Origin of the sequence: Halomonas litopenaei, from assembly GCF_017303055.1 — a bacterium.
Lineage (GTDB): Bacteria > Pseudomonadota > Gammaproteobacteria > Pseudomonadales > Halomonadaceae > Halomonas > Halomonas litopenaei_A.
In genome coordinates this window covers 282,623-307,664 of record NZ_JAEKJT010000007.1, presented here as the reverse complement: position 1 = coordinate 307,664, position 25,042 = coordinate 282,623, and the positions used below count along the sequence as shown (strand labels likewise).

Sequence of the window (25,042 nt, the reverse complement as noted above, 5' to 3'; positions counted from 1 at the left end):
CCGCCATTTGGCCCGGCCGCGTTCTACCTGAAAGGGGTGGCGCCGCCGGAGATCAGCCTGAAAGACATCTTTGTGTCACTGCTGCCGTTCATCGCACTGCAATTGTGTGTGCTGGCCGCGCTGCTGATGTGGCCCGAGATGGCCATGTGGCTGGTCGATTGATTGACCTGAGAGGGCGGCCTTGGCCGCCCTTCGTCGTATCATGTGAAACCGTTATTTCTCCGTTGTCGACTCGATGAGGACTGCTGACATGAATGATGCCCAGCGCGCTGTGCTTGATGCTGCCATGAAGGAGATGCCGCTGGTGGCCATCCTGCGTGGTATTACGCCCGATGAGATCGAGCCGGTCTGTGGTGCTCTAGTGGAAGCTGGCTTTCGTCTGATCGAGATTCCACTGAATTCACCGCAGCCCTGGGACAGCATCGAGCGTGCCGTTGCCTGTAGCCCTGAGAACGTGCTGATCGGCGCCGGTACCGTGCTGGAAGCGGACGATACGGCCAAGCTGGCGTCACTTGGCGCACCACTGATGATCACGCCGAACACCGATCCTTCGCTGGTCACGCTGGGTGCTGAGCGGGGTCTTGCCCCGATGATCGGCTGCATGACGCCGACGGAAGCGCTGGCTGCCGCGCGCGCCGGTGCCGTTGCGCTCAAGCTGTTCCCCGCCGCACGTCTTGGGACGGGGTACTTGAAGGACATCAGCGCCATTCTGCCCAAGCACCTGCCGGTGCTGGCCGTCGGTGGTATCGAGCGTTCCAACATGGCGGAGTGGCATGCGGTGGGCGTGGCCGGGTTTGGTTTCGGCAGCAATCTGTACAAGCCAGGCCGCAGCGCAGACGAGGTCGGCAAGATCGCCCGTGAGCTGGTGGACGAATGGCAGAGCCTGGCCGGTAGCGCCAGTGCAGGAGCCGGGGCATGAGCGAGCGCCTGATTGCGATTGATTGGGGAACCAGTAACTTCCGTGCCTTTCTGGTCGATCGGCAGAGCGGAGAGTGTCTGGAGAGCGTACGTTCCGATGCGGGGCTGCGCTCGCTGACGACAGCCGAATTCCCCCATTACTGTGAAGCCCAGGTGGGTGCCTGGCGTGAGGGCGGCAAGGTGCCGGTGTATCTGTCCGGTATGGTCGGATCGGCGCGGGGCTGGAGCGAAGCACCGCAGCTGGAGGTCCCCCGTTCGGCGCTGGATCTGGCCGACAATGTGGTGCCCGCGCCGGGGCTCGACAACGCCTGGATCGTGCCCGGTCTCAAGGTGGTGCGAGACGATCACGTGGATGTGATGCGGGGCGAGGAAATTCAGGCGTTTGGTGCCTTCGCCCTGAAAGGACTCAGTAGCGGTGTATGCTGCCTGCCAGGCACCCACAGCAAGTGGGCCAGACTGGAAGGCGATCGCTTGGTGGATTTTTCGACCATGATGACCGGCGAGCTCTATCACGCCGTGCGCTTCCACACGCTGCCGGGAGAGCCGTCGAGGACGGCCGACAACAGCGGCGATGCCTTCGATGCGCACGGCTTTGCCCAAGGGTTAGCAGCAGCGGAACATCCCGCTGGGCTGATGCACGCGCTGTTCGAAGGCCGCAGCCGCCACCTGTACGCGGGCCTGCAGGCTTCTCAGGTGGGCAGTTTTCTCTCCGGAGTGTTGATTGGTGCTGAGGTGCTTGCCCAGCGCGAGCATCTGATCGAGCAGCAGGCCGGTGTCGTGCTGGTGGGGTCCTCGGGGCTCAACCCGCTGTATCGCCAGGCGCTGGAACGCCACGCTATCGCGGTGGATGAGGTAGACAGCGACAGCGCGACCCTGGCGGGATTGATCGCACTGGCGGAGCGTCATCGGCTGACGTAACGCGGGGGGAGTGGTGCTCGTACGCTCCCCCGGGGCGATTGCCCTGATAAACTGCTCTGACGACCTGCCCTGACGAATTGCCTTGGCGGATGACTATCGTCAGGAAAAGACCGGCTCCCATGGAGCCGGACTTTTTGTTTCTAGTGGATGGCGACTGACGGATAGTCTTTGTGGGACCGCTGTAGACGGACAACTCTGTCGCTTAGCCGGTCATTGGGCGGCATAGTTCCAACGGGACCAACGAGAGGCAGAAGCTGGCAGCCCCTCAGGACGGACGGAACTCGCCGCGGTAGTCGGCACGTGGGTCGGCGAAGGCTCCGTGGCCAATAAAGGTCATGCTATTGAAGTCGAGGACGTAACGTAGTGCCAGACCTTTGTCCTCCAAGCCATAGACAAAGATTCGGTGATCATCCACGGGTGTTGCGAGATAGGCGCAGCTGGTGTCGCTTGGCTGCGATGTGGTGGGCGAGCCATGCAGGCGATGACGCATGCGCGTAGCGTTTTCGAAGACCACGCCCCAGGTCTTGCCGTCACAGCTGAACTCAAACGTCTTGCCTACCATCGGATCGGACATGGGATTCTCCTTGTTCGACGATCGACTGCGAGAGCCGAGGTAGTGTTGGACATATCAACGGGAAAAACGCCTCATACCCCCCTTGTCGGTGACAAAGCTGACGGTCGGTGACAAAGCTGACGGTTAACGACATGGCTGACGATCAGCGTAGGGATGAGACGAAACATGACGACTAAGTGACAGAGTGTAAGGCGTTCATTACTGCTGCATTGGCGAGAAAGTATGCTCATGCAGGAAAGGGTAGGAGAAGTCAGCGTTTTCCACACCGCTGGTCATCCTTTTCAGCGCGCTGCATCCGGCGATGTCGCCAGTTCCGAGATAAAGCGGTCGATGATGGCGTCAGGGGTGCTCTCGATGTCACAACGAATCGCTTCGTCATCACCGGGCATCTCCAGCGTGGCCAGCTGGTTTCGCAGCATATGCTCACCAGCAAAGAAGTGCTGCCCGCGGCTGTTGAGGCGCGATAGCAGCAGTTCCTGACTGCCGTGAAGGTACAGGATCTTCAGGTCCGCGGCGCCGGCGCGCAGCAGGTCTCGGTACTGTCGCTTCAGGGCCGAGCAGCCGATCACCAGGGGCTGGCCGGTCTGACGATGTTCGCGATACAGGCCGGCCAGGGTGTCGAGCCAGCCCTGGCGATCTTCGTCGTTCAGTGGTTCGCCCCGGGACATCTTGGCGATGTTGTCGCGGCTGTGGTAGTCATCGCCGTCGATGAACTTGGCTCCCGTCCGCTCGGCCAGCAAACGCCCGATGTGGGATTTGCCTGAGCCCGAAACGCCCATGACGAGCATGCTCAGAGGGGGAGTGGACAGGCGAGGGCGAGAAGCTGTGTTCATGTAGAGGGGCGCGCCGATGTTCAGAAAGTGAAAGGCGATTCTAGCATTTCTGGCGCGCGTTTTCGCGGCAGCCTGACCCCGTGTTTTGCTAGCGATAGCCTGCCATCAACTCACGTATCAAGGGGCTGTCCGCATCTCGCAGGGTGGGCAGCTCGAAGCGCGCACGGGCGATGGCGGTGCGCGACAGTTCGGCGTGAATCAGCATTTCGCGATCCTCCGCCTCGGCCAAGGTGTCGCCGCGGGGCCCGAGAATCCGCGACCCTCCCCAGAAGTGACTGTCACCCTCTGCTCCGTATCGATTGGCCATCAATACCGGTGTGCCGTAGGTCATGGCGTAGAAACGCACATTCAGCACCCAGTTGTCTTCATTGGAGAAGTCCTCGGAGACGATGCCGGATGCGGAGTTGATCGGCGCGCAGAGGACGGCAGGCCGTGCCAGCAGGGCAGCATGAACCAGCGCTGGGTTCCACAGGTCGGCGCAGATCATCGAGGTGGTGCTCCATCCCGGACGAACCGGAACTTCCGTCAGGCGGCTGCCGTGGCTGAACCACTTGCCTTCCTCAAGACCGCCATAGGTGGGCAGGTTGAGCTTGCGATGCACGGCGGCCACTCGACCGTCCTGTAAAATGGCCAGGGCATTGTAGATCTCACCGGGGCTGGCTTCCTCGACGAAGCCGACGATGACCTGCATGCCGGCGGCCGCCTTGGCCAGCTGGATCAGCCGTGGGTCCTCCGATGGCATGGCCACCTCCAGCACCCTTGGGCCCAGGCCGTAACCGGTCAATGAGAGTTCGGGAAAGACCAGCAATTCCACGCCACGACGGCGGGCGTCGTGGATCACGTCGAGGTGATGGGCGAGATTGGCCTCGACGTCACCGAGGCGCGTGTTGATCTGGGCGCAGGCGACCTGTAGCTGTTCCTGGTGCTGCTTGGCCTGATGCTGCATGGCTGGGATTCCTGAGGGTGGGGGCAGGGCGCCACAAGGTGCCGTAATTCGCTCGGCGGATCAACGTTTGTCACGACTATCGCTGTTGTCTCTGGAAAGCCCGGGCGTGGCGTCGCGGGGGAGATCGCTTTGCTGGGGCGGTTGCAGCTTGCGCTTGAGCAGGCGAAAGCCGATCCAGTGGATGACGCCCAGCCCGATGAGGACTGCGACGATAAGAAGATAGAAGCGAGTGTCCATGGAGGAGGCTCCGTGTGAGGCCCCGGACCGCCCGGGGCAAAAAGTGCCTGACAGCACCATCTTCTATACGTCAACACGACAGACGGCGAGGCGACCTGGGTCAAGTCCCGACGAGCGCAGGCACTTTTCAGACAAGCCCTAGCGTCCTCCGGCGGGATCAATAAAGGTCCCCGTCACATAGGAGGCCGCGTCGGACAGCAGCCAGATGATGGCCTCGGCGACCTCTTCCGGTCGACCGGCACGCCCCAGCGGACAGCCGGGCCCGAGTTCGGCCAGCCGCTCCGGTCGGCCTGCCCGGGCATGGATATCGGTCTCGATCAAGCCGGGGCGCACGGCATTGACGCGAATGCCACGGGGGCCCAGTTCCTTGCTCAAGCCGATGGTCAGTGTATCCAGTGCGCCCTTGCTGGCGGCGTAGTCGACGTACTCGTTGGGCGAACCCAGGCGCGAGGCCATGGAACTGACGTTGACCAGGGCACCCTGGTCGACCAGCGCGCGCGCGGCTTCCCGGGCGACCAGCAGGGCGCCCAGCACATTGGTGTCGACCACCTGACGCAGGCGCTCCACTGCCATATCCGCCAGTGGCATGGAGGGCGCCACGATACCGGCGTTGTTGACCACCCCGGTGATCGGGCCCAGGCGTTGTCGCGTACTGGTGAACAGTGCCATCACCTGAGCCTCGTCGACCACGTCGGCCTTGACGGCCATGGCGCCGTCTTCACCGGTCAGTGCCTGACAGGCTTCCAGGGTGTCCCGGGCGGCGGCGTCATCGCTGCGATAGCTGAAGGCGACCCGCGCACCGGCACGGGCGCAGGCCAGGGCGGTGGCACGGCCGATACCGCGGGAACCTCCGGTGATCACTACCACGCCAGCTAGCGTGTGGGTCATATGGCATCTCCTGTGGTGGGTGGCGACAGCAGGGCCAGCAGGTCACCTACGGGACGCTGCTCCAGATCACCTATCACATGCTCGATCTTGTTGGCGCGATGGCCCAGCACCGGGCTCGCCAGGGCCTGAAACTTGGCAGAGATCTCGTCATCGCTCAGCGGATTGTGGGGGTTGCCGCGGGCTTCCATGGCAGGGCTCTGGATACGGCGACCATCGCGTAGATACAGCGTGACGCTGGCCCAGCGCTCGGCCGGGAAGCGTGCGTTGTAGTCATCGCATTCGGTGATCGTCACCCGCCGTGACAGTGCCACCAGAGCATCGTCGCCGAGATCGCGACTGATGGCGGCGACGTCGATGGTGCCGCGATCGAGGGCGCAGGCCACCGACCAGGGCAGGCTGTACTGGGCCTGTTCGGTGGTGGTCGGGGCGATGGTGTGCAGGCGCCTGGCCTCGTGGAAGGTGGTGATCTCGATGCGTTCGATATTGTCCACCTGGCGTTCGGCGGCGGGTATGGCGAGTACCGCCTCCACCGCCGGCTGGGCCCAGCGGCACACCGGATAGGCCTTGAAGTACTGCTCCGACAGGTAGTCGCGTCGTCCCAGATCGCCCCATACCGCGGCGTGCTGCTCGGCACACAGGGTCACCGCCGGGGCGCCGGTGAAGCCGTCCTCGGCCAGCAGGGTGGCCGCGACGCCTGCCTGGGCGCCCCAGCCGGAGCCATCCTTGAGCATGGTCGGGTGATCGATGCAGCGCATCATCTGGCTACGCGGACCATAGAATTCGGCGATGCCGAGGGCGTGTTCCAGCTGGGCCGGGGCGAGGCCCTTGAGGCGCGCCGTCACCGCTGCCACGCCCAGCGCGTTCCAGGCCCCCGAGGTGTGATAGTCGGGACTCGAGGCGTGCAGCGCGATGCCGGCCCGGGTGGCGATCTCGTAGCCCATCGCCAGCAGGCCGAGAAAGGCCCTGCCGATGACCTGCTCGATCTCGGGCAGCGCCAGCAATCCCGGCAGGATGGCGACGCCGGCGTGGCCCTTGGTCAGCACTTGGCCGTCGTGGGCGTCGAGTGCATCGATCAGCCAGGCGCCGTGCAAGGCGACGCCGGTGGCCGACGCCGTCGACGAGGAGAACAGCAAGGGGCGATCACCTGCGTGCTGCACCCTGACATAGCGGCGGGCGTGTTCGGCCAGGGCCGTGTCGGTGGCGCCGGCGGCGACGCCGAGAAGGTCCAGCAGGCAGCGCTTGGCATGGCGGCACTGAGCGTCATCTAGGTGGTCCAGAGGAGACGTGAGGATCCAGTGGATGACGTCCCGGGAAGTGCTCATGGGGAGGTCCTTTGTCGAACTGGGGGAGCCGCAGGGGGAGAGCGCTCACTGCACGCTGGTGAGGTAGGAACAAGGCCCCCGAACGGGGGCCTTGAAGGGTCACAGCAGGTCGTTGTCCTCGAGGAAGGATTCGGCGACGTCCTCGATGGTCTCGCGCTCGACGTCCACTCGGGCGTTGAGGCTGGCCATGGTGTCGTCGTCCAGCAGCGCTGAAAGCGCGTTCATCTGGTCGGCCAGCTCAGGGTTGGCGTCGAGGGTTTGCTGACGCACGACCGGGGTCAACGCGTAGGCAGGGAAGAAGCCCTGGTCGTCTTCCAGCACCTGGAAGTCAAAGGCGGGGATGCGGCCATCGGTGGCGAAGACCAGGCCAACGTCGACCTGGGCGTCACGCAGTGCCTGGTAGACCAGGCCGGAGTCCATGCGTTTCACGGCGTTACGAGCGACGCGAAAATCGTAGGCTTGCTGCAGCGGCCGCCAACCGTCTTCGCGGGCATAGAACTCGGCGTTCATGGCAAAGCTCAGTTCCTGACCGTCGTTGACCGCATTGGCCAGCTCGGACAGGCTGGTGATACCCGTTTCTTCCACGCTGTCTGCGCGCATGGCCAGGGCATAGGTATTGTTGGCGGCGGAGGGCTCCAGCCACACCAGGCCCTTCTCGGCGTCCAGCGACTTGACGCGCTGATAGGTTTCCTCAGCGCTGAGAGATTCGGTCACATCGTTGTAGTTGATCAGCGAGGTGCCGGTGTATTCCCAGTAAAGGTCCACCTGGCCGTTTTCCTGCGCCTGACGCAGCACGGCTGAGCCCATGCCTGCGCGCTTGTCGACGTCATAGCCCAGTCCGTCCAGGTACTGGGTGGTCATGCTGGCCAGCAGCTGTTGCTCGGTAAAGTTCTTGCCGCCAACCACCACGTCGTTGGCGCTCACGGCGGCGCTCGTGGAGACGAGGGCCAGGCCAGTCAGTGCGGTCATCAATGTCTTCATGCTGCATGCTCCAGTTGAGGTCTTGTGAGGGGAGTCAATGGGGGACAAGGGACGACGCTGCATCAAGCGCGCGCCGGATTGACGCCGCGTGGCACGATCACGAAGGCGATCCCCGCTATCAAGGCATCCACCACGATGGCCAGCATGGCCGTGGGAATGGCGCCAGACAGCATCATGATCGGATCGTACAGATCGATGCCGGTGAAGATCAGCTCGCCCAGGCCGCCTGCACCGATCAGAAAGGCCAGGGGCACGGTGCCAACGTTGATCGTCAGGGCGGTTCTGATACCCGCAAAGATCACGTACAGGGCATTGGGCAGCTCGACCTTGAACAGGCGCTGGACCGGCGACATGCCAATACCGGCAGCGGCTTCCTTCAGGGCCGGGGAAACGCCCTTGAGTCCGGCATAGGTGTTGCGCGTGATCGGCAGCAGGGTGGCCACGAACAGGCCAAACACCGCGGGCACGGTACCAATGCCAAGAAAGCTCATGGACAGCGCCAGCACCGCCAGGGTGGGAATGGTCGTGCCGACGTTGAGGACCTGCATCAATGACTCGGCGGCACGACTCATGCTCGGGCGTGATAGCCAGATGCCCAGCGGAATGGCGACCAGAATCGCGAGGCCCCCCGACAGGAACGTCAACCACAGGTGCTGGGCGGCTAGGTACTGGACGTCCGGCAAGTACCACAGAAAGTCATCGATGGCGCCGCTGGACTGGGCCCAGACGCCGAGCAGGAAGACAAGGATCAGGCCGAGAATGATGCCGGCGCTGGTCAGGCTACGAATCAGCATCCACTCACTCCTTTGGCTCTGCGGTCACTGTTTCGCGCTGTTTGGTGCGAAAGCGTGCGCCCAGGTGGTGGGTCATGGCCCGTTGGGTGATCTGGCCACATACGCGTCCTTCTTCATCGACGCAGGGCAGCCAGGTAATGTCCTGGGCAAACATTAGTGAAGCCACCTTGCGCAGGTCATCATCCAGGCTGACCGTTGCAGGCACGTTCTGGAAGTGATCGCGGCAATAGCCCTTGGTGGTTCTGGCCAGGGAGCGGCTGATCAAGCCGACCGGCTGGCGCTTGTCGTTGATCATCAGAATGGAGTTCTGGTAGCCGAAGTCATCGATGCGCTCCAGCGCTGTGGACAGCGTATCTTCCGGCTTCACCGTGCCGATCTCGTCGCTGACCACCTCGGATACCTTGACCAGATTGAGTCGTTTCAGCGCGCGGTCTTCCCCCAGGAAGGATTCGACGAAGGCATTCTTGGGCGCGGCCAGCAGGTCATCCGGGGTGGAGTACTGCACCAGCTTGCCCTCGCGGAAGACGGCGACGCGATCGCCCATCTTGATGGCTTCGTCGATATCGTGGCTGACGAACATGATGGTCTTGTTGAGTTCCTGCTGCATTTTAAGGAACTCATCCTGAATCACCGCACGATTGATCGGATCGATGGCGCCGAAGGGTTCGTCCATCAGCATGACCGGGGGATCTGCTGCCAGCGCACGGGCAACGCCGATTCGCTGTTGCTGGCCGCCAGACAGTTCAGAAGGAAAGCGCTTGAGGAAGGCATCCGGCTCCAGCGCGATCATGTGCATCAGCTCCCGCGCACGCTCCTTGTAGCGGCTCTTGTCCCAACCCAGAAGCTTGGGTACCACCGCGATGTTCTCTTCGATGGTCATGTTGGGAAACAGACCGATCTGCTGGATCACGTAGCCGATGTTGCGGCGCAGGTCCTGGGTGTTCATGTCGGTGGTATCGTCACCGTTGATGAAGACCCTTCCGGAGGAGGGTTTCACGATCCGGTTGATCATCTTCAGGGTGGTGGTCTTGCCGCACCCGGACGGACCCAGGAGGATGCAGATTTCGCCGGTGGGAACCTCCATGTTGATGTGGTCAGCGGCGACGACGGCGCCCTTGGGCGTATCGAAGACCTTGGTCAGATTTTCCAGACGAATCATCAGAAAGTCCTTGTGGCTAGTCGGCAGACGCGGGCGATGGGTCATTCAACATGCTGGTTGGATGACGGTGCCCGCTCTTTTTATTGGGGAACCAGGTTGTGGGGGGCATCAGGCAGCGCTGGCGGCGCCTTCCATACCCTTGGGCGTAAAGCGCTTCTGGATCGCCAGCAGGCCATAGTCGACGATGATGGCCAGCAGGCTGACCGCAATGGAGCCAATGATCAGCTGGCGCGGGTCGGACTGGGAGATCCCTCGACTGATAAAGGTGCCAAGCCCTCCTGCACCGATATAGGCAGCAATCGCCATGACGCCGATGTTAAGGACGACGGCGGTGCGAACTCCCGCCATGATCACCGGCACCGCCAGCGGTATCTCGACCATTCGCAGACGCTGACGGTGGCTCATGCCGATGCCGCGGGCAGCCTCGCGCAGGGCTGGGTCGACGTTATTGATGGCGGTGTAGGTGTTGCGAATGATCGGAAGCTGGGAATAGAGCAGTACGGCGATCACGGCCGGCAGATAGCCGATCCCCTGGCCGATCAGCGACAGCACCGGAATCATGATGCCAAAGAGCGCAATGGAGGGGATGGTGACAATGATGGACGCAGCATAGAGCACCGCTTGTGCGACCCTCTCGTTGCGCGTGATCGCGATGCCAATAGGAACGCCGGTCAGGGTGGCGATGCCTACGGCCACACCCACCAAAGAGATATGCTCAAGCGTTCTGGATAGCAGCAAGTCGGCGTTCGCTATCGCGTATTGAATCAGTTCCAAGGCAGTTGCTCCTGTTGAGCCGCGCAGCGTCGGTCACGTCGCGCTGTAAGAGGGCGGCGTGCTTTCAGCCCACGGGCAGTCAACTCGCCCGCTCAGGGCGAGGGCCTTCGTTCACTGGCCGTTGATTGGGCACAAGCTTAGCAGAATGCTCTATCTATTTGGTTTGATCATGAATGACGATATGCAATGAAGGGAATTGATGGATCTGATGCATGTCTTGCGGCACAGGTCGTACAAGATGGCTAAGCGTCATTGTTTTAGTGAATGAGAATGATTGTGTTTTTGTATTCATCTGCGTCGATCATGCCGAGATCCTGGCGGCTATCGGGTCAATAGCGTGGTATAGGGCGGCTCGGCTCTTCACATCGGGTTTATACAGGACTAAAATGGTCCCCAATCGAAGCAGGGGCTGAACTCTGCACCGACGAAGAGGGGAGTTCCCCGAGGAGAGGCGAATGCTGAAGCTGTCTCGCATGACAGACTATGCGGCAGTGGTAATGGCGCAGATTGCGCGCCATCCGCGCGAGCCGCACGCCGCGGGAGAGCTCGCCGACGCGGTGCAGCTGCCTCACCCTACGGTGAGCAAGACGCTGAAGATGCTGGTGAAAGCGGGGCTGCTGGTGTCGCGCAGAGGGGCCCAGGGAGGCTACCAACTGGCTCGTGCCGCCTCCGAGATCACGGTGAGCGACATCATTTCTGCCATTGAAGGGCCCGTCGCCGTCACCGAATGCAGCCATGCCGAGGGCGACTGCGATCTGGCATCCACCTGCGGCGTAGCCGACAACTGGCAGCGGGTGTCGCTGGCCATACGCGAGCTTCTGGACAGTATCACCTTGGCGCATCTGGCAGACAGCTCTCCGCTGAAAATGCCGGTTCGCCTGCCGATTCAAAGCGTTAGCCTGGCGGCGGAAGCCTGACCAGCGTCTCATCGACTTCATTACCCTGGGCGGGTGACGCCCGCCGACCGAACCGTCCGGGAGGGGACACATCATGGCAAGTCAGGAAATGGAACAGCTCGTCCGTCGCGAATATAAAGAAGGATTCGTGACCGACATCGAGAGCGACACGATCCCGCCGGGACTCGACGAAGATACCATTGCGTTCATCTCCAACAAGAAGGGTGAGCCGGCATGGATGCTGGAATGGCGGCTGGATGCCTATCGTCAGTGGTTGAAGATGACGCCCCCGTCCTGGGCACATCTGGACTATCCGCCGATCGACTATCAGGCGATTTCCTACTTCAGTGCCCCGAAGCGTGAAGAAGACAAGCCCCAGAGCCTCGATGAAGTCGACCCCAAGCTGCTCGAGACCTACGAGAAGCTGGGTATCCCTCTGCATGAGCGTGCCGCACTGGCCGGGGTGGCGGTCGATGCCGTCTTTGACTCCGTGTCCGTGACCACCACGTTCAAGGACAAGCTGGCCGAAGCGGGCGTGATCTTCTGTTCCATCTCCGAGGCGATTCGCGACTATCCGGAGCTGGTAAAGCAGTATCTGGGTACCGTCGTGCCCACCAGCGACAACTACTTCGCGGCGCTGAACTCGGCAGTGTTCACCGACGGTTCCTTCGTGTTCGTGCCGGAGGGCGTGACCTGTCCGATGGAGCTGTCCACCTACTTCCGTATCAACGCCGCCAACACCGGCCAGTTCGAGCGCACCCTGATCGTGTGCGAGAAGAAGGCGCAGGTGTCCTACCTGGAAGGCTGCACGGCGCCGATGCGCGACGAAAATCAGCTGCACGCCGCAGTGGTCGAGCTGGTGGCTCTGGAAGACGCCAGCATCAAGTACTCCACCGTGCAGAACTGGTATCCGGGCGACGAAGATGGCAAGGGCGGCATCTACAACTTCGTCACCAAGCGCGGTGATTGCCGCGGTGATCGCTCGCACATCAGCTGGACCCAGGTGGAAACTGGCTCGGCCATTACCTGGAAGTATCCGTCCTGCGTGCTGCGCGGCAAGGACTCCATCGGCGAGTTCTATTCCGTGGCGGTGACCAACGGTCGCCAGCAGGCCGATACCGGTACCAAGATGATTCACCTGGGCGAGGGCAGCAAGTCCACCATCGTCTCCAAGGGTATCTCTGCCGGCCGCTCCAACCAGTCCTACCGCGGTCTGGTCAAGGTGGGGCCGCGGGCCAAGGGTGCGCGTAACTTCACGCAGTGTGACTCGCTGCTGATCGGCGACACCTGTGGCGCCCATACCTTCCCCTATCAGGAAATCGGTAACTCCACGGCGACCGTGGAACACGAGGCCACGACCTCCAAGATTGGCGAAGACCAGCTGTTCTATTGCCAGAGCCGCGGCATCTCCGAAGAAGACGCGGTCAACATGATCGTCAACGGCTTCTGCAAGGATGTGTTCCAGGAGCTGCCGATGGAATTCGCCGTCGAGGCAGAAGCACTGCTCAACGTGACTCTGGAAGGTGCGGTGGGCTGATCGCCCGCGCCCTCCGCCAACCCTGTTAGTTACACCCCGTCGCCTGGAGCGGCGGGCACTGCAAAGGTGTCAACATGCTCGAAGTCAAGGATCTCCACGTCACCGTCGAGGGCTCTGAAATCCTCAAGGGTCTGACTCTGTCCATCCAGCCCGGTGAAGTGCACGCCATCATGGGCCCCAACGGCGCAGGCAAGTCCACCCTGTCTGCGGTGATTGCAGGCAAGGACGGCTATGAGGTGACCGCCGGAACGATCACCTTCGAAGGCCGCGATGTGCTCGAGATGGAGATCGAGGAGCGTGCTCAGGCGGGCCTGCTGCTCGGTTTTCAATACCCGGTGGAGATTCCGGGAGTCAAGAATATCTACCTGCTCAAGGCAGCGCTGAATGCTCAGCGTGAAGCCCGTGGAGAAGGCGAGATTCCCGCGCCCGAGTTCATGAAGCTGATCAAGGAAAAGGTGTCCTTCATGAAGATGGACAACAGCTTCCTGCAGCGCGCGGTAAATGAAGGCTTCTCCGGTGGCGAGAAGAAGCGCAACGAGATCCTGCAGATGCTGGTGTTGCAGCCAAAGCTGGCGATGCTGGATGAAATCGACTCCGGTCTCGATATCGATGCGATGAAGGTGGTGGCCGAAGGCGTCAACTCGCTGCGCAGCGAAGATCGCGGCATCCTGCTGGTGACCCACTACCAGCGCCTGCTGGACTACATCGTGCCGGATCATGTGCACGTGCTGGTCGATGGTCGAATCGTCAAGAGCGGTAATGCCGACCTGGCGCGTGAACTCGAAAGCCGTGGCTACGACTGGGTCGTAGAGGAGTCTGCTGCATGAACCAGACAGCAAGCCAGGGAGCAAGTGAGGTCCAGCGCTTTCTGGATCGTCTGAGCGAGCGCAGCGCACGTCGCAGCGGCGAGCCGACCTGGATCGCCGCTCGGCGCCAGGCGGGCGCTGCCCGCTTCGAAGCGATGGGGTTTCCCGATCGCCGCGTCGAAGAGTGGAAGTACACCGACGTTCGTGCCATCAGTCGCGGTGACTTCCAGCTGGCAGAGGATGCGGATTTTTCGCCTGCCAGCGCAGCGGCGCTGACGCTGCCAATGGATGCTCATCGACTGACCTTCGTTGATGGTGTCTTTTCCAGTGCCTTGTCGGACCTGACCGAACTGCCCGGCGGTGTTCAGGTGCAGCCGCTGTCCCAGGCGCTCGAGGAGAATCATGAAGCTGTCGGCGGTCCCTTGGGACGGCTGACAGGCGTGGAGTTCTCGGCCTTTTCTGCGCTGAATACCGCGTTCTTCGAGGAAGGTGCGCTGGTGCGTCTGGCGCCGGGTACGGTGGTGGAAAAACCCATCGTGCTGCAGTTCCTGTCCCGGGCCAACCAGGCGGCGGTGATGAGCCATCCGCGCATCCTCATCGAAGCGGCCAGTCGCAGCCAGGCCACCGTGATCGAGCATCACGTGGGTGAAGAGGGCGCCGCCAACTTCACCAACCTGGTGGAAGAAGTGATGCTGGATCGTGGCGCCCACCTGACCCATTACAAGTTGGTGGAGTCGCCGGAGCAGGACCTGCACGTGGCCAGTATCCACGTCGAGCAGTGTCGCGATGCCCAGTTCACCTCCTTCAACCTGACGCTGGGTGGTGGTCTGGTGCGTAACGACCTGATCAGTGACCTCAATGGTCAGGGTGCGGAAGTCACCTTCAATGGGCTGTTCTATGGTCAGAATCGTCAGCATGTGGACAACCACACGCTGGCCAACCATAACGCACCCCACACCTTCTCCCACGAGAACTACAAGGGCATCCTCGACGACCGTGCGCACGGCGTGTTCAACGGCAAGGTGATCGTCAAGCGCGACAGCCAGAAGATCGAGGCGGATCAGAGCAACGCCAACCTGCTGCTGTCCGATCGCGCCCAGATCGACACCAAGCCTGAGCTGGAAATCTACGCGGATGACGTCAAGTGCTCCCACGGCGCGACGACCGGCCAGTTGGATGAAGAGGCCGTGTTCGCCCTGCGTACCCGTGGTCTGGACGAGGCGACCGCGCGAGGCCTGCTGACCCTGGCCTTCGCCGGTGAAGTCATGGATCAGGTCGACCTGGATGCCGTGGCGGAGCGGGTCGAGCTGACCGTCGCCGGCAAGCTGCCCGAGCGCTTCCATCTGGCTGGTCTGGTCGAGGCTGCCGTCGCCCTCAACGAGGACTGAGCATGACCCACTTCAGCGATCTGTTGCTCGATGTGGCCCGTGTCCGCAGTGACTTCCCAATCCTTGATCGGGAGGTTCACGGCAAGCCACTGGTGTATCTGGACAATGCGGCGACCAGCCAGACGCCGCGGCAGGTGATCGAGACCTTTGATCACTACTATCGCCAGATCAACGCCAATATCCATCGGGGCTTGCACACCCTGGCGGACGAGGCGACTGCCGCCTATGAAGGCAGCCGAGAAACGGTCCGAGCCTTCATCAATGCGCCCAGCACGCGTCAGGTGGTGTTCACTCGCGGCACGACCGAGGCGATCAACCTGGTTGCCCAGAGCTGGGGTCGGGCGAACCTGGGACCTGGTGATGAAGTGCTGGTGTCCCAGCTCGAGCACCACTCCAACATCGTGCCGTGGCAGCTGCTGTCTGCCGAAAAAGGTTTCACCATCAAGGTGATTCCGGTCGATGAGCGTGGTGTGCTCGACCAGCAGGCGTATCAGGACCTGATCGGTGAGCGCACGCGACTAGTGGCGGTCAATCACGTGTCCAACGCGTTGGGGACGGTCAACCCCGTCGCCGACATGGCGCGCGTGGCCCATGACCACGGTGCCTTGATTCTGGTGGATGGCGCTCAGGCGGCACCGCACCAGCCCATCGACGTTCAGGCGATCGACGCTGACTTCTACGCGTTTTCCGGGCATAAGGTGTACGGGCCAACCGGTGCGGGTGTGCTCTATGGCCGTGAGTCGTTGCTTGAAACCATGCCACCCTGGCAGGGCGGTGGTGAGATGATCGCTACCGTATCCTTCGACGCCCCGACCACCTTTGCAGCGATACCCCACAAGTTCGAAGCGGGGACTCCCGCGATTGCCGAGGTCATTGCCCTTGGCAAGGCGATCGAGTGGGTCAACGGCATTGGTCTTGAGCACATTGGTGCCTGGGAGCAGCGCTTGCTGGAGCATGCCACCCTCAGTGTGGGGGCCATTGACGGTCTGCGCATCCTGGGGACGGCCCCTGACAAGGCCGGAGTGCTGTCCTTTGTGGTGGACGGTGTGCATAGCCAGGATATCGGCCTGCTGATCGATCAGTTGGGTGTCGCCATTCGCACCGGGCACCATTGTGCGCAGCCGTTGCTGGCGCAGTTTGGTGTCGATGCGACCTGTCGCGCCTCCTTCGCTGCCTACAACACCCCCGAAGAGATCGATGTGCTGGTCGAGAGCCTGGATCGCGTCATCAGCATGTTGCGTTGACAGGGTCATGGACCTGGGTGCGTCGCGCGGCCCAGGTCCATCGACCGGAGTGACTGGCATCGCCAGCTAAGGATGTGCATGAGCGAGTACGATCAGATTGCTCAATTGAGCAAGGGGCAGCAGCTGCCGCTGCAGCGAGACGTGGACGTCATCTCGATCCCTTTCGGCAAGACCGTAACACTCAACGAAGACAGTGTTGTCTCGGTAATGCAGGCCAAGGGCAGCACGGTCAGTGTCGCCTATGAAGGGCGTCTGTATCTCATTGAAGGCGCCAACCTCGATGCGGTAGGGCTCGAATCGTTGCCGCGACCGACCCTGGATCCCGCGGCGGATGATGACGCCATCGAGGCCTTCGTGTGGGAGCAGCTGCGTACCTGCTTCGACCCTGAAATCCCGGTCAATATTGTGGATCTTGGGTTGGTCTATGGCTGCCGCATAGAGCGGCTGATCAGCGGTGAGCGAATCGTGACCATTCGCATGACGCTGACCGCGCCCGGCTGTGGCATGGGTGACGTGATTGCTGCGGATGCGCGCAACAAGATTCTGGGGGCGCCTCAGATCTCGAAAGTGCATACCGAGATTGTGTTCGATCCCCCCTGGAGTCGTGAGATGATGACCGACGAAGCCAAGCTCGAACTTGGCATGTTCTGATCTTCGCCCCAGCGCTGGATCGGATCCGGGCTCCCGCTGTTACTTGGAACTGCCATGCGCGATTCGCTGCTGAGCATCTTTCGTCGTCTATTGCTGGTGCTTGGCAGCCTGGCACTGCTGCTGGCGCTGGCCTTCGTGGCGGCCAACGCCTGGATGGTCATGTCCACCCGCCAGCGGATCGCCCCCAGCCTGACAGAGTGTCGTCCCCATCAAGTCGGAATTGTCTTCGGCACGTCCCACTGGACCCGTAGCGGAGCGCGAAATCCTCATTTCGAGGGGCGAATGATTGCAGCGGCCCGGTTGATGAATGACGGAGTCTTGCGGCACCTGCTGGTATCGGGTGACAACTCGACGCGCTATTACAATGAGCCGGTGACGATGTGGCGAGACCTCAAGGAACGGGGTGTCCGTGAGGTGGACATGACGCTGGATTACGCCGGATTCAGCACCTTCGACACGCTGGCCCGAGCGCGTGACGTGTTCGAGGTCAAGCGCGCGCTGCTGATTACCCAGGACTGGCACCTGCCGCGAGCGCTGTTTATCGGCGATGCGCTGGGGCTTGAGGTGGCGGGGTGTCCCGCACCGGAGAGAGAAAATACCTGGTGGCTCATTCTCAGGGAGTGGGTGGCTCGGGTGGCAACCTTGGGTGATCTCTACCTGTGGGATCGGGAGCCTCGTTTTCTGGGCCCCCTGGAGCCGCTGAGTATCGTTCCCCCGGAAGCGTCACCCGATGCTCGAGATCTCCACGACATCATCGAGGATGCGCTGGAAGTCGGGATATCAGACGAGGAAGTGCCGGCACTGCTCAGCGAGCCGGCAGACACGTCTGGCGTCGATGCTCGCCGAACGTCTTCTGCCAGTTCCTACGCTGACGCTCATGTCGACCCCGTCGACCAGGCCGAGGAGTCAGCGCCAGCTGGGCGCTAAGATACGCGCTGGTGCATGACGGGACATCCGCCATGGGGGACAAGCGCTGAGCGATCAGCGCTTGCCCGGACGAGAGCCTGCGCGGTTGGGCTTGCGTCCAGTCTGACGGCGTGGGGTTGTCGACTTCTGCAGGTCGTAGAGCTCGCGAATCAGTGCGCGACAACCTTTCCAGATGCTGTCCAGCACCGGCTCGATGGGGGCCGGCAGGGGATGGGTGAACAGCGTCGACAGGGACTGCATGAGCACGCGCTCCTGCTCCAGCAGTTCGTTGATCAGGACCTGAGAATCGTTGCCGACAAAGCTCTTGAGGCGACTCCATAACCACATGTAGTCGTCGCGTTCCACGTCGGCATCGCGAGGCAGAAGATCCAGGTGTTCGCGGGCCAGGCTCTGTAGCTCGCGCATGGTCTTCTTACGCGTCTCGAAATGGGGCTCCAGCGCGTCGCGCAGCGACGGCCGCAGGCGCTCGAGGTTGTCCTGGAAATAGTCAATGCTGTCTGCCAGGGCTTCCAGCAGGCTGTCCATCGCCACCTGGCGATTATCGAGAAACATGCGCGTCACCTCCTCCGGTGACGCAAATTGTGGGGCTCTGACACGAGTTTTGCCACCCCTAATCTGTCAAATATTTATGATTCTTGCCGCGCTGCGCAATTGACTGCGACCTTCGTCTATCTTTGTAAGATATAGCGTCGACTATTTGCGGAAATGTCGCCTTTAGGGACGGCGAAGTCGGGCGAAATAGGTAGCCTGGGCGTCCTCGCGTGATCAAGGTGATCATGCTTTCGGCTACCCGGGATCTGGGAAGCGGATAACACAAGGGCGACCGCTGATGCGGTCGCCCTTGTGGTGCGCGGCGTTCAGGTCGTCATCGGCGTGACGTCCTCAGCCTTTCGGTTTGGCGGGTGCCCGTGTCCTCGGTCGTGCGGTGGCGCTCTTCTCGAGGTGTTCAATGACCAGGCCGGCGATGTCCTTGCCGGTTGCCGTCTCGATGCCTTGCAGGCCCGGAGAGGAGTTCACCTCCATGACCACGGGACCGTGGTTGGACCGCAGCAGATCTACCCCAGCGACGCGCAGGCCCATGGACTTGGCAGCACGGATCGCGGTGGAACGCTCTTCCGGTGTGATGCGGATGACGCTGGCACTGCCGCCACGGTGCAGGTTGGAACGGAACTCACCTTCGGCGGCCTGACGCTTCATGGCCGCCACCACCTTGTCGCCGATCACAAAGCAGCGGATGTCGGCGCCCCTGGCTTCCTTGATGTACTCCTGCACCATGATATTGGCCTTCATTCCCATGAAGGCCTGAATCACCGATTCAGCGGCTTGGTTGGTCTCCGCCAGGACCACACCAATTCCCTGGGTTCCTTCCAGCAGCTTGATGACCAGTGGAGCGCCCTTGACCATGGTGATCAGGTCGGGAATGTCGTCTGGCGAGTGGGCAAAGCCAGTCACCGGCAGGCCGATCCCCTTGCGGGACAACAGCTGCAACGAGCGTAGCTTGTCGCGTGAGCGAGTGATCCCGACGCTGTCGTTGAGAACGGTGACGTTCATCATCTCGAACTGTCGCAGGACCGCACATCCATAAAAGGTGACCGACGAGCCGATCCGGGGGATGACGGCGTCGAAGGGCTCCAGCTCTTCCCCCTTGTAATGAATGGAGGGGTGGTGCGAGGCGATGCTCATGTAGCAGCGCAGGGTATCCACGACGCGTGCTGTGTGGCCGCGCTGTTCGGCGGCTTCCACCAGACGACGGGTGGAGTAGAGATTGCGATTGCGGGACAGCAGTGCGATGTGCATGTGCGAGTCTCCAGAGCTGGGGCGGTGGAACCGTCAGGGTTCGCCGTGAAGGAAAGTGGCACCCGGTGCCACCAGCAGGCGGCGAAGGGCACGGCGTCCCAGAAGCATGGGGTGGCGCATATTGCGCCTGTCGGTCAGCGACAGCTCGACGGGAAACTCCAGGTCCCCCATCTGCATGCGTGTGCGCACGAAGTAGCGCCACTCAGCGTGACCATTGGAGCTGGTGACCTTGCGCCTGTCATGCAAGTGCATGCGGTATTGATGCGCCGGGCTATCAGGCCCGCCCGCGCGACTGACGAAGCTGACCCACAGAATATCGTCTTCCTCGAAGGACTCGATGTCCTCGGCATGCAAGGCTGATGTGCGTGCGCCGGTATCCACCTTGGCACACAGATGCAGGTGCAGGTCCGGCAGGATCACCATCTCGCGACGACCGACAACCGCTTGTGCCTGAAAGGGCAGGTCCTTCATATCGTCTCCTTGTAGGGGTAACCCGAACACACCAGTGGGCAGCTCAATGACCCTGGCGTCCCTTGACGATTGCCAGGCGGCTGGCAGTCGCTGAGCCCTCAGGTGCCTGGCGCAGGGTCATCAGCACCGGCAGGCGTAGCCGCGGGATCTGTGCCAGGTCCCTGGCGAGTGCCATAAAGTCAGCTTCCTCGTTGGCTGCCAGTCGCTCGAGAAAGCGGGGCAGGCGTTCGGCGTCCTCTAGATGTTGCCATCCGCGCGCGGCCATGGCCGCCAGCGCATCGGGACCGCAGGCATGGCGGTCGGCCAGTAGTTGATCGAACCAGTCGGCAGCAACGCGACGGGAACCTCCACCGACGGCCCTAATGCAGGCGCAGTAGGTCTCGATATCGCCGTCACGGGCAGCTTGCTCGCCCCGTTGCCGCAGGCTGTCTGCCACGGCCTCATCAATGGCGACATGTTCCAGACAGTAGCATAGCGATGTCAGTACTTCGCTGTGCAGCTGCGGGATTGCATGGCGCAGTTGACGCTCGGTGTCGGTGGACAGTCGCACCACGTAGTCGGCAAGGCCTTGCAGTCCCAGTGCCTGCCAATCATGGCCGGCCTGTCCGGCGAAGAAGGCCTCGACGGGCTCGAGGTGTTCGCTGGCGGGGCGCTCGAGCTCGGCGCTGGCGCGGGCGTGCAAGACTGCCTGGAAAGCCAGTGACGGCGTGAAGGCCAGCGGATTGTCCTTCATCAGGTTGTCAATCTCGTCCTCGGCCGATGCCTCTAGCTGCTCGGCGCTTCGCCCCAGGGTCGATAGCAGGCGCTCCAGAAAAGCATCCCGTTGAGCCGCATCCAACAAGCCTTGCTCATCCAGCGGAAGGGCCAGAAACCAGATCAGTGGGTCCTGCATGTCGCCAAGGCGGAAGACCATGGCCAGCCTGGCCTTGCCTTGCCAGGGTTCTGGCCAGGGCACATCGCCGGCCTCGAAGTCAGCCAGGGTGTCCAGTGAGCAAGGATGTACGCGACGCCCCATATGGTAAAGATGCACGTCGGCACCGGTGAGGCGGAAGAAGTCGTGAAGAGAGTGGATCGCTTGCATGGTCGCTCCGGAAGATCAGCGTGCACTCTATCGTGCAGCGGCAGGTCTGTCAGCCGTCTGACCGCTAAATTTACCGCTATGGAATACATGGTGGCACGATTCGCCGGCGATTTTTTGACCAGGTGCCGCTAAAGGCCGCCAGTAGCGCGCTGTGCCAGTCTGTTCAGCGGTTATCCACAGGGACATGCAGGGCTTCTGTGCATGAAAGCGTCGCTGGTCCCTGTGGGTGTCATGCCTGTTGCTGTCGCTGTTGATCGTGATAGCGATGGGGCTGCTCTTGCCGCCTAACCACTGCTGCCCGAGGCCCCATCAGGTGTCTCTTCACGTTTAGCTCCGCCGCTGTGATGTCCCAGATCCATGCTGTGGGCAGGACCGACCAGGCGATAGGCGTTGCCAGGAGGGCTGTCGTCTCCTGGTCATAGCCGCGAGCTATGGCTGCTAGGCAGCTTTTCCACTGCGTCTGCTATCTAAATGGAATATAATGGGGGTCGTTTATTCCAAATTATGCTGAGGCGAGGGTGGGCCGTTGGTTGAAATTGTTCAGGTTGCCTCCAACTGTCTCTCCCTTTGCTGTCCATTACTGTCTTGAAGGAGTCGTCCATGGTTCGCCAACTGGCCGCATCTCTCGCTATCGCTGGTGCTCTCGGTCTCGCCAGCAATGCCTACGCTGATCCGCTCAAGGTGGGCATGTCGGGTGGTTATTTCCCCTTCACCTTTGTCGAACAGGACACCCTGAAGGGATTCGAGGTCGACGTCATGGAGGCGGTGGCCGACGAAATGGGCGTTGAGGTTGAGTTTGTCACTGCCAATTTCTCAGGCCTCTTTGGCATGCTGGAGTCGGGCCGTATCGACACCATCGCCAACCAGATCACCATCACTGAGGAGCGCGAACAGAAGTATCTGTTCACGTCGCCCTATGTCTACGATGGCGCCCAGGTGGTTACCCGGGAAGGTAATGACGAGGTGACCGGTGTCGAGGACCTGGCAGGCAAGACGGTCGCCGTCAACCTGGGGTCCAATTACGAGCAGCTGTTGCGTGAGCTCCCTTTCGCTGACGAGGTGGACATTCGCACCTACGAAAGCAATATCGAGCAGGACACCGCGCTCGGGCGTGTCGATGCCTTTGTCATGGACCGCGTCAGTGCGACCCAGGTGATCAAGGAGAAACCGCTGCCGTTGGCCCTCGCCGGCAAGCCGTTTTCCGAGATTCGCAATGCGCTTCCCTTCCGCCAGGAAGACGAGGCACTGCGGGATCAGGTGGATCAGGCGCTCGAGACCCTGCGTGACAATGGCACCCTCGGCGAGATTTCACAGCGCTGGTTTGATGCCGACATCACCACGCCCTGAGTGAGGGTGGCCAGCACATGAAGCTCCTCGATCTCGATTACATGCTTGGGCTGGTGCCCATTCTGTTGAGCTATCTGCCGCTGACGCTAGGCATGGCATTGGCTGGAATGGTGCTGGCCCTGGCCCTTGCCAGTCTGCTGGCGGTGGTTCGGGTCCTCAAGATACCGGTGCTCAATGGATTGACGCTGTGGTTTATCTCGTTCTTTCGAGGTACACCGCTGCTGGTGCAGCTTTTCCTGTTCTATTACGGGCTGCCCCAAGCGCTGTCCTTTCTGACCGCTATTGATGGCATTACCGCGACCATCATGGGGCTGACACTGCATTTTTCCGCGTATATGGCAGAGTCCATACGTGCCGCCATTGTCGGCGTCGACCGCAGCCAGACCGAAGCCGCGCTGTCGATAGGCATGACCAATGGACAGCTGATGCGTCGGATCGTGTTGCCCCAGGCAACTCGCATCGCCGTGCCGACGTTGATGAACTATTTCATCGACATGATCAAGGCGACCTCGCTGGCGTTTACCCTCGGCGTTACCGAGCTGATGGGAGCCACCCAGAAAGAGGCGGCGGGCAGTTTTCTCTACTTCGAAGCCTTTATCACCGTCGCGCTGATTTATTGGGCCATCGTGGAGGCGTTGGCGTGGTTGCAGCGACGTCTCGAATACCGACTCAATGAGGCCTATCGGCGATGATCAAGATAGAACAGCTAAGCAAGCGCTTCGGTGATACGCGAGTGCTTGATGGCATCGACCTGAACATCGAGCAGGGCGAGATTATCGTGGTCATCGGGCCGTCCGGTACCGGCAAGTCGACCTTGCTGCGATGCCTCAACTTTCTTGAGCGGCCTGACGGCGGACGCCTTACCCTGGGCTCGCTGAGCCTGGACCTGGCATCTGCCAGCAAGTCCTCCATCCTGGAAGTTCGCCGCAGGACTGCCTTCGTCTTTCAGAACTACGCGCTGTTCGCCAACAAGACTGCCCTGGAGAACATCGCGGAGGGCTTGATTGTCGTCAACCGCTGGCCCAAGGCCAAGGCCCACGCCCGTGCCCGCGAGATTCTCGAGCGCATCGGCATGGCGGACAAGGCGGATGCCTATCCGGCATCGCTCTCTGGAGGGCAGCAGCAGCGCGTGGGTATTGGTCGTGCCATGGCCGCCCAGGCAGAGGTCATTCTGTTCGATGAACCGACCTCGTCGCTGGATCCTGAATGGGTAGATGAAGTGCTCGCACTGATGAAGCAGCTGGCCCAGGAGCGACAGACCATGCTGGTGGTGACCCACGAGATGGCATTCGCGAGGGACGTGGCCGATCGTGTGGTGTTCATGGAAGGTGGGCGCATTATCGAGCAGGGGCCACCCTCGGTGCTGTTTACATCGCCCCAGGATCCGCGGACCCGCGATTTTCTACGTAAGGTGCTGCCTGCGGATGACGCACTCTCCCCCGGCTAGGGCGGGTCGGTCCGTTGGCTTCAGAGCCCCATCCTTATTCATTTTTCACGACAGGGAGGCTGCATGCCGACCGAACCCACTGTACATGATGATCTTGCCGCAGCCCTGAGAGAGCTTCAGGCCACCATGAAGGCCGCCAACATGTGGCGCATGGACAAGCCTGAGCCGGCGGCATTCAACAGTCAGCAGCCGTTTTGTATCGACACCATGTCCCTGCCCCAATGGCTGCGCTTTGTATTCATTGCACGCCTTGAGGTGCTGGTAGATCAACAGGCAGCGCTGCCCGCCAGCTGTGATGTCGCTCCTGCGGTAGATGCCTATCTGATTCAGGAAGGGGCCAGCGCTCAGGATCGCGTGTTGCTGCGCAAGGTGGTGGAAGACATTGACCGTTTGATCACCGACAACTGAGACCGCACCAGCCTCGGCAGAGCGCGTATCGCCGGTGCGCACCGTGATGCGGATACTGTTCTAGATAGTGTTCTAGATAGTGTTCTAGATAGTGTTCTAGATAGTGTTTTAGGTAGTGGTCTAGAGAGTGTGCAGTAGGTCAGCCGACGCTGTCATGAACACTCACGCGAAGATGATGAGGAGCGTAACGTGCCCTGGTACTTTGCTTACGGCAGTAACATGAACCTTGCACGGGTCGAGGCCCGTATCGGAGAAACGCGACGCGTGCTGCCTGCGACCCTTGAGGAATACGCACTGCGTTTCAACAAGGCCTCGAAAGTACCGGGGATCGCCCACGCCAATGTGGTGCCCGCCGCTGGCAAGCGCGTTGAAGGGGCCCTGTTCGAGCTGATGGTGCCTGAGCAGATCGCGTCCATGGATCCCTTCGAAGGCTATCCCCATGAATACACGCGCCAGCGCTTGCCACTGCAGACCGCCGAGGGGGTGATCGATGCCTGGGTGTATATCGCCAGCACCGAGCGCCAGGGGGAGGGGCTCAAGCCCGCCCGCGAGTACCTCGAGCACCTGCTGGCCGGTCGTGACTTCCTGAGCGAGGGCTACCACCAGGCGCTGGCAGCGGTGGAGGCCGTCGAGCACCTCGATGATGCCACCCTGGGGAGGTTGGGACTTTCTCGCCACCATCCCCGCTAGAGCCGCTG

At 61.6% G+C, this 25,042-nt stretch carries 28 protein-coding genes and 1 pseudogene; 15 read left to right on the top strand and 14 right to left on the bottom strand.

The window, feature by feature from the left end; translation table 11 throughout:
- From JF545_RS15740 to JF545_RS15730, 3 genes and pseudogenes are all read left to right on the top strand, one after another.
- Positions 1-162, top strand: a pseudogene (locus tag JF545_RS15740) (TRAP transporter large permease subunit); the annotation flags it as partial.
- 88 nt (positions 163-250) lie between these two features.
- Positions 251-919, top strand: coding sequence for a 2-dehydro-3-deoxy-6-phosphogalactonate aldolase (locus tag JF545_RS15735; protein WP_206943610.1), 669 nt, complete (start codon positions 251-253; stop codon positions 917-919).
- On the top strand, positions 916-1,836 hold the full coding sequence (locus tag JF545_RS15730) for a 2-dehydro-3-deoxygalactonokinase (RefSeq protein ID WP_206943608.1): 921 nt from the start codon (positions 916-918) through the stop codon (positions 1,834-1,836). The genes JF545_RS15735 and JF545_RS15730 overlap by 4 nt, the downstream gene beginning before the upstream one ends.
- Positions 1,837-2,101: 265 nt before the next feature.
- Here JF545_RS15730 and JF545_RS15725 read toward each other — a convergent pair whose 3' ends face one another.
- The 10 genes from JF545_RS15725 to JF545_RS15680 form a co-directional block, all read right to left on the bottom strand.
- The gene (locus tag JF545_RS15725) at positions 2,102-2,410 is read right to left on the bottom strand and encodes a hypothetical protein (RefSeq protein ID WP_206943606.1); all 309 of its coding nucleotides are present in this window, start codon (positions 2,408-2,410) and stop codon (positions 2,102-2,104) included.
- Positions 2,411-2,691: 281 nt separating this feature from the next.
- Positions 2,692-3,243 (bottom strand): gluconokinase, encoded by a 552-nt coding sequence (locus tag JF545_RS15720; protein ID WP_206943604.1) that lies wholly within the window; start codon positions 3,241-3,243, stop codon positions 2,692-2,694.
- 88 nt (positions 3,244-3,331) lie between these two features.
- Positions 3,332-4,189, bottom strand: coding sequence for a nitrilase-related carbon-nitrogen hydrolase (locus JF545_RS15715; RefSeq protein ID WP_206943603.1), 858 nt, complete (start codon positions 4,187-4,189; stop codon positions 3,332-3,334).
- Between the two features lie 60 nt (positions 4,190-4,249).
- Positions 4,250-4,426 carry a hypothetical protein gene (locus JF545_RS15710; RefSeq protein ID WP_206943601.1) on the bottom strand — a complete coding sequence of 59 codons (177 nt, stop codon included), beginning with the start codon at positions 4,424-4,426 and terminating at the stop codon, positions 4,250-4,252.
- A gap of 138 nt (positions 4,427-4,564) precedes the next feature.
- Positions 4,565-5,314, bottom strand: a complete 750-nt coding sequence (locus tag JF545_RS15705) for an SDR family oxidoreductase (protein WP_206943599.1) — start codon at positions 5,312-5,314, stop codon at positions 4,565-4,567.
- Positions 5,311-6,636, bottom strand: coding sequence for an MmgE/PrpD family protein (locus JF545_RS15700; protein WP_206943597.1), 1,326 nt, complete (start codon positions 6,634-6,636; stop codon positions 5,311-5,313). Before JF545_RS15700 ends, JF545_RS15705 begins: the two co-directional genes overlap by 4 nt.
- A 99-nt stretch (positions 6,637-6,735) precedes the next feature.
- Positions 6,736-7,617, bottom strand: a complete 882-nt coding sequence (locus JF545_RS15695; RefSeq protein WP_206943595.1) for a glycine betaine ABC transporter substrate-binding protein — start codon at positions 7,615-7,617, stop codon at positions 6,736-6,738.
- 62 nt (positions 7,618-7,679) lie between these two features.
- Positions 7,680-8,411 carry an ABC transporter permease gene (locus JF545_RS15690; RefSeq protein WP_206943593.1) on the bottom strand — a complete coding sequence of 244 codons (732 nt, stop codon included), beginning with the start codon at positions 8,409-8,411 and terminating at the stop codon, positions 7,680-7,682.
- Positions 8,412-8,415: 4 nt separating this feature from the next.
- Positions 8,416-9,570 carry an ABC transporter ATP-binding protein gene (locus tag JF545_RS15685; RefSeq protein WP_206943591.1) on the bottom strand — a complete coding sequence of 385 codons (1,155 nt, stop codon included), beginning with the start codon at positions 9,568-9,570 and terminating at the stop codon, positions 8,416-8,418.
- A 108-nt stretch (positions 9,571-9,678) separates the two neighbouring features.
- Complete coding sequence (locus JF545_RS15680) at positions 9,679-10,344, bottom strand: ABC transporter permease (RefSeq protein WP_206943589.1); 666 nt, start codon at positions 10,342-10,344, stop codon at positions 9,679-9,681.
- A gap of 455 nt (positions 10,345-10,799) precedes the next feature.
- Here JF545_RS15680 and JF545_RS15675 point away from each other — a divergent pair, with 455 nt between their 5' ends.
- The 7 genes from JF545_RS15675 (at position 10,800) to JF545_RS15645 (ending at position 17,793) form a co-directional block, all read left to right on the top strand.
- The gene (locus JF545_RS15675; RefSeq protein WP_206943587.1) at positions 10,800-11,261 is read left to right on the top strand and encodes an SUF system Fe-S cluster assembly regulator; all 462 of its coding nucleotides are present in this window, start codon (positions 10,800-10,802) and stop codon (positions 11,259-11,261) included.
- 73 nt (positions 11,262-11,334) lie between these two features.
- Positions 11,335-12,777, top strand: a complete 1,443-nt coding sequence (sufB, locus tag JF545_RS15670) for a Fe-S cluster assembly protein SufB (RefSeq protein WP_206943584.1) — start codon at positions 11,335-11,337, stop codon at positions 12,775-12,777.
- 74 nt (positions 12,778-12,851) lie between these two features.
- Positions 12,852-13,604, top strand: coding sequence for a Fe-S cluster assembly ATPase SufC (gene sufC / locus JF545_RS15665; RefSeq protein ID WP_206943582.1), 753 nt, complete (start codon positions 12,852-12,854; stop codon positions 13,602-13,604).
- A complete protein-coding gene (gene sufD / locus JF545_RS15660; protein WP_206943580.1) occupies positions 13,601-14,971 on the top strand; it encodes a Fe-S cluster assembly protein SufD in 1,371 nt (456 codons plus the stop codon). The genes sufC and sufD overlap by 4 nt, the downstream gene beginning before the upstream one ends.
- A 2-nt stretch (positions 14,972-14,973) precedes the next feature.
- On the top strand, positions 14,974-16,215 hold the full coding sequence (locus JF545_RS15655; protein WP_206943578.1) for a cysteine desulfurase: 1,242 nt from the start codon (positions 14,974-14,976) through the stop codon (positions 16,213-16,215).
- 78 nt (positions 16,216-16,293) lie between these two features.
- On the top strand, positions 16,294-16,866 hold the full coding sequence (gene sufT, locus JF545_RS15650) for a putative Fe-S cluster assembly protein SufT (RefSeq protein ID WP_206943576.1): 573 nt from the start codon (positions 16,294-16,296) through the stop codon (positions 16,864-16,866).
- A 54-nt stretch (positions 16,867-16,920) separates the two neighbouring features.
- Positions 16,921-17,793: a SanA/YdcF family protein gene (locus JF545_RS15645; RefSeq protein ID WP_206943574.1), complete on the top strand. Its 873-nt coding sequence runs from the start codon at positions 16,921-16,923 to the stop codon at positions 17,791-17,793.
- Positions 17,794-17,847: 54 nt separating this feature from the next.
- Here the strand turns inward: JF545_RS15645 and JF545_RS15640 are convergent, their stop codons facing one another.
- From JF545_RS15640 to JF545_RS15625, 4 genes are all read right to left on the bottom strand, one after another.
- Entirely contained in the window at positions 17,848-18,345 is a 498-nt protein-coding gene (locus JF545_RS15640; RefSeq protein WP_206943572.1) for a hypothetical protein, read from the bottom strand.
- A 330-nt stretch (positions 18,346-18,675) separates the two neighbouring features.
- The gene (gene rimK, locus JF545_RS15635; protein WP_206943570.1) at positions 18,676-19,590 is read right to left on the bottom strand and encodes a 30S ribosomal protein S6--L-glutamate ligase; all 915 of its coding nucleotides are present in this window, start codon (positions 19,588-19,590) and stop codon (positions 18,676-18,678) included.
- Positions 19,591-19,623: 33 nt separating this feature from the next.
- Positions 19,624-20,061, bottom strand: coding sequence for an ATP-dependent zinc protease family protein (locus JF545_RS15630; protein ID WP_206943569.1), 438 nt, complete (start codon positions 20,059-20,061; stop codon positions 19,624-19,626).
- Positions 20,062-20,104: 43 nt separating this feature from the next.
- Positions 20,105-21,142, bottom strand: coding sequence for a DUF3549 family protein (locus JF545_RS15625; protein WP_206943568.1), 1,038 nt, complete (start codon positions 21,140-21,142; stop codon positions 20,105-20,107).
- Positions 21,143-21,742: 600 nt separating this feature from the next.
- On the opposite strand from JF545_RS15625, the gene JF545_RS15620 reads away from it, so the two are divergent.
- The 5 genes from JF545_RS15620 to JF545_RS15600 all read left to right on the top strand — a co-directional run bounded on the left by JF545_RS15620 (position 21,743) and on the right by JF545_RS15600 (position 25,034).
- Complete coding sequence (locus tag JF545_RS15620; RefSeq protein ID WP_206943567.1) at positions 21,743-22,489, top strand: amino acid ABC transporter substrate-binding protein; 747 nt, start codon at positions 21,743-21,745, stop codon at positions 22,487-22,489.
- Positions 22,490-22,506: 17 nt separating this feature from the next.
- Positions 22,507-23,181, top strand: a complete 675-nt coding sequence (locus JF545_RS15615; RefSeq protein ID WP_206943566.1) for an amino acid ABC transporter permease — start codon at positions 22,507-22,509, stop codon at positions 23,179-23,181.
- Positions 23,178-23,936 (top strand): amino acid ABC transporter ATP-binding protein, encoded by a 759-nt coding sequence (locus JF545_RS15610; protein WP_206943565.1) that lies wholly within the window; start codon positions 23,178-23,180, stop codon positions 23,934-23,936. The genes JF545_RS15615 and JF545_RS15610 overlap by 4 nt, the downstream gene beginning before the upstream one ends.
- A 63-nt stretch (positions 23,937-23,999) precedes the next feature.
- Positions 24,000-24,344, top strand: a complete 345-nt coding sequence (locus tag JF545_RS15605) for a YqcC family protein (protein WP_206943564.1) — start codon at positions 24,000-24,002, stop codon at positions 24,342-24,344.
- Between the two features lie 189 nt (positions 24,345-24,533).
- Entirely contained in the window at positions 24,534-25,034 is a 501-nt protein-coding gene (locus JF545_RS15600) for a gamma-glutamylcyclotransferase (protein WP_206943563.1), read from the top strand.
- Positions 25,035-25,042 lie beyond the last annotated feature (8 nt).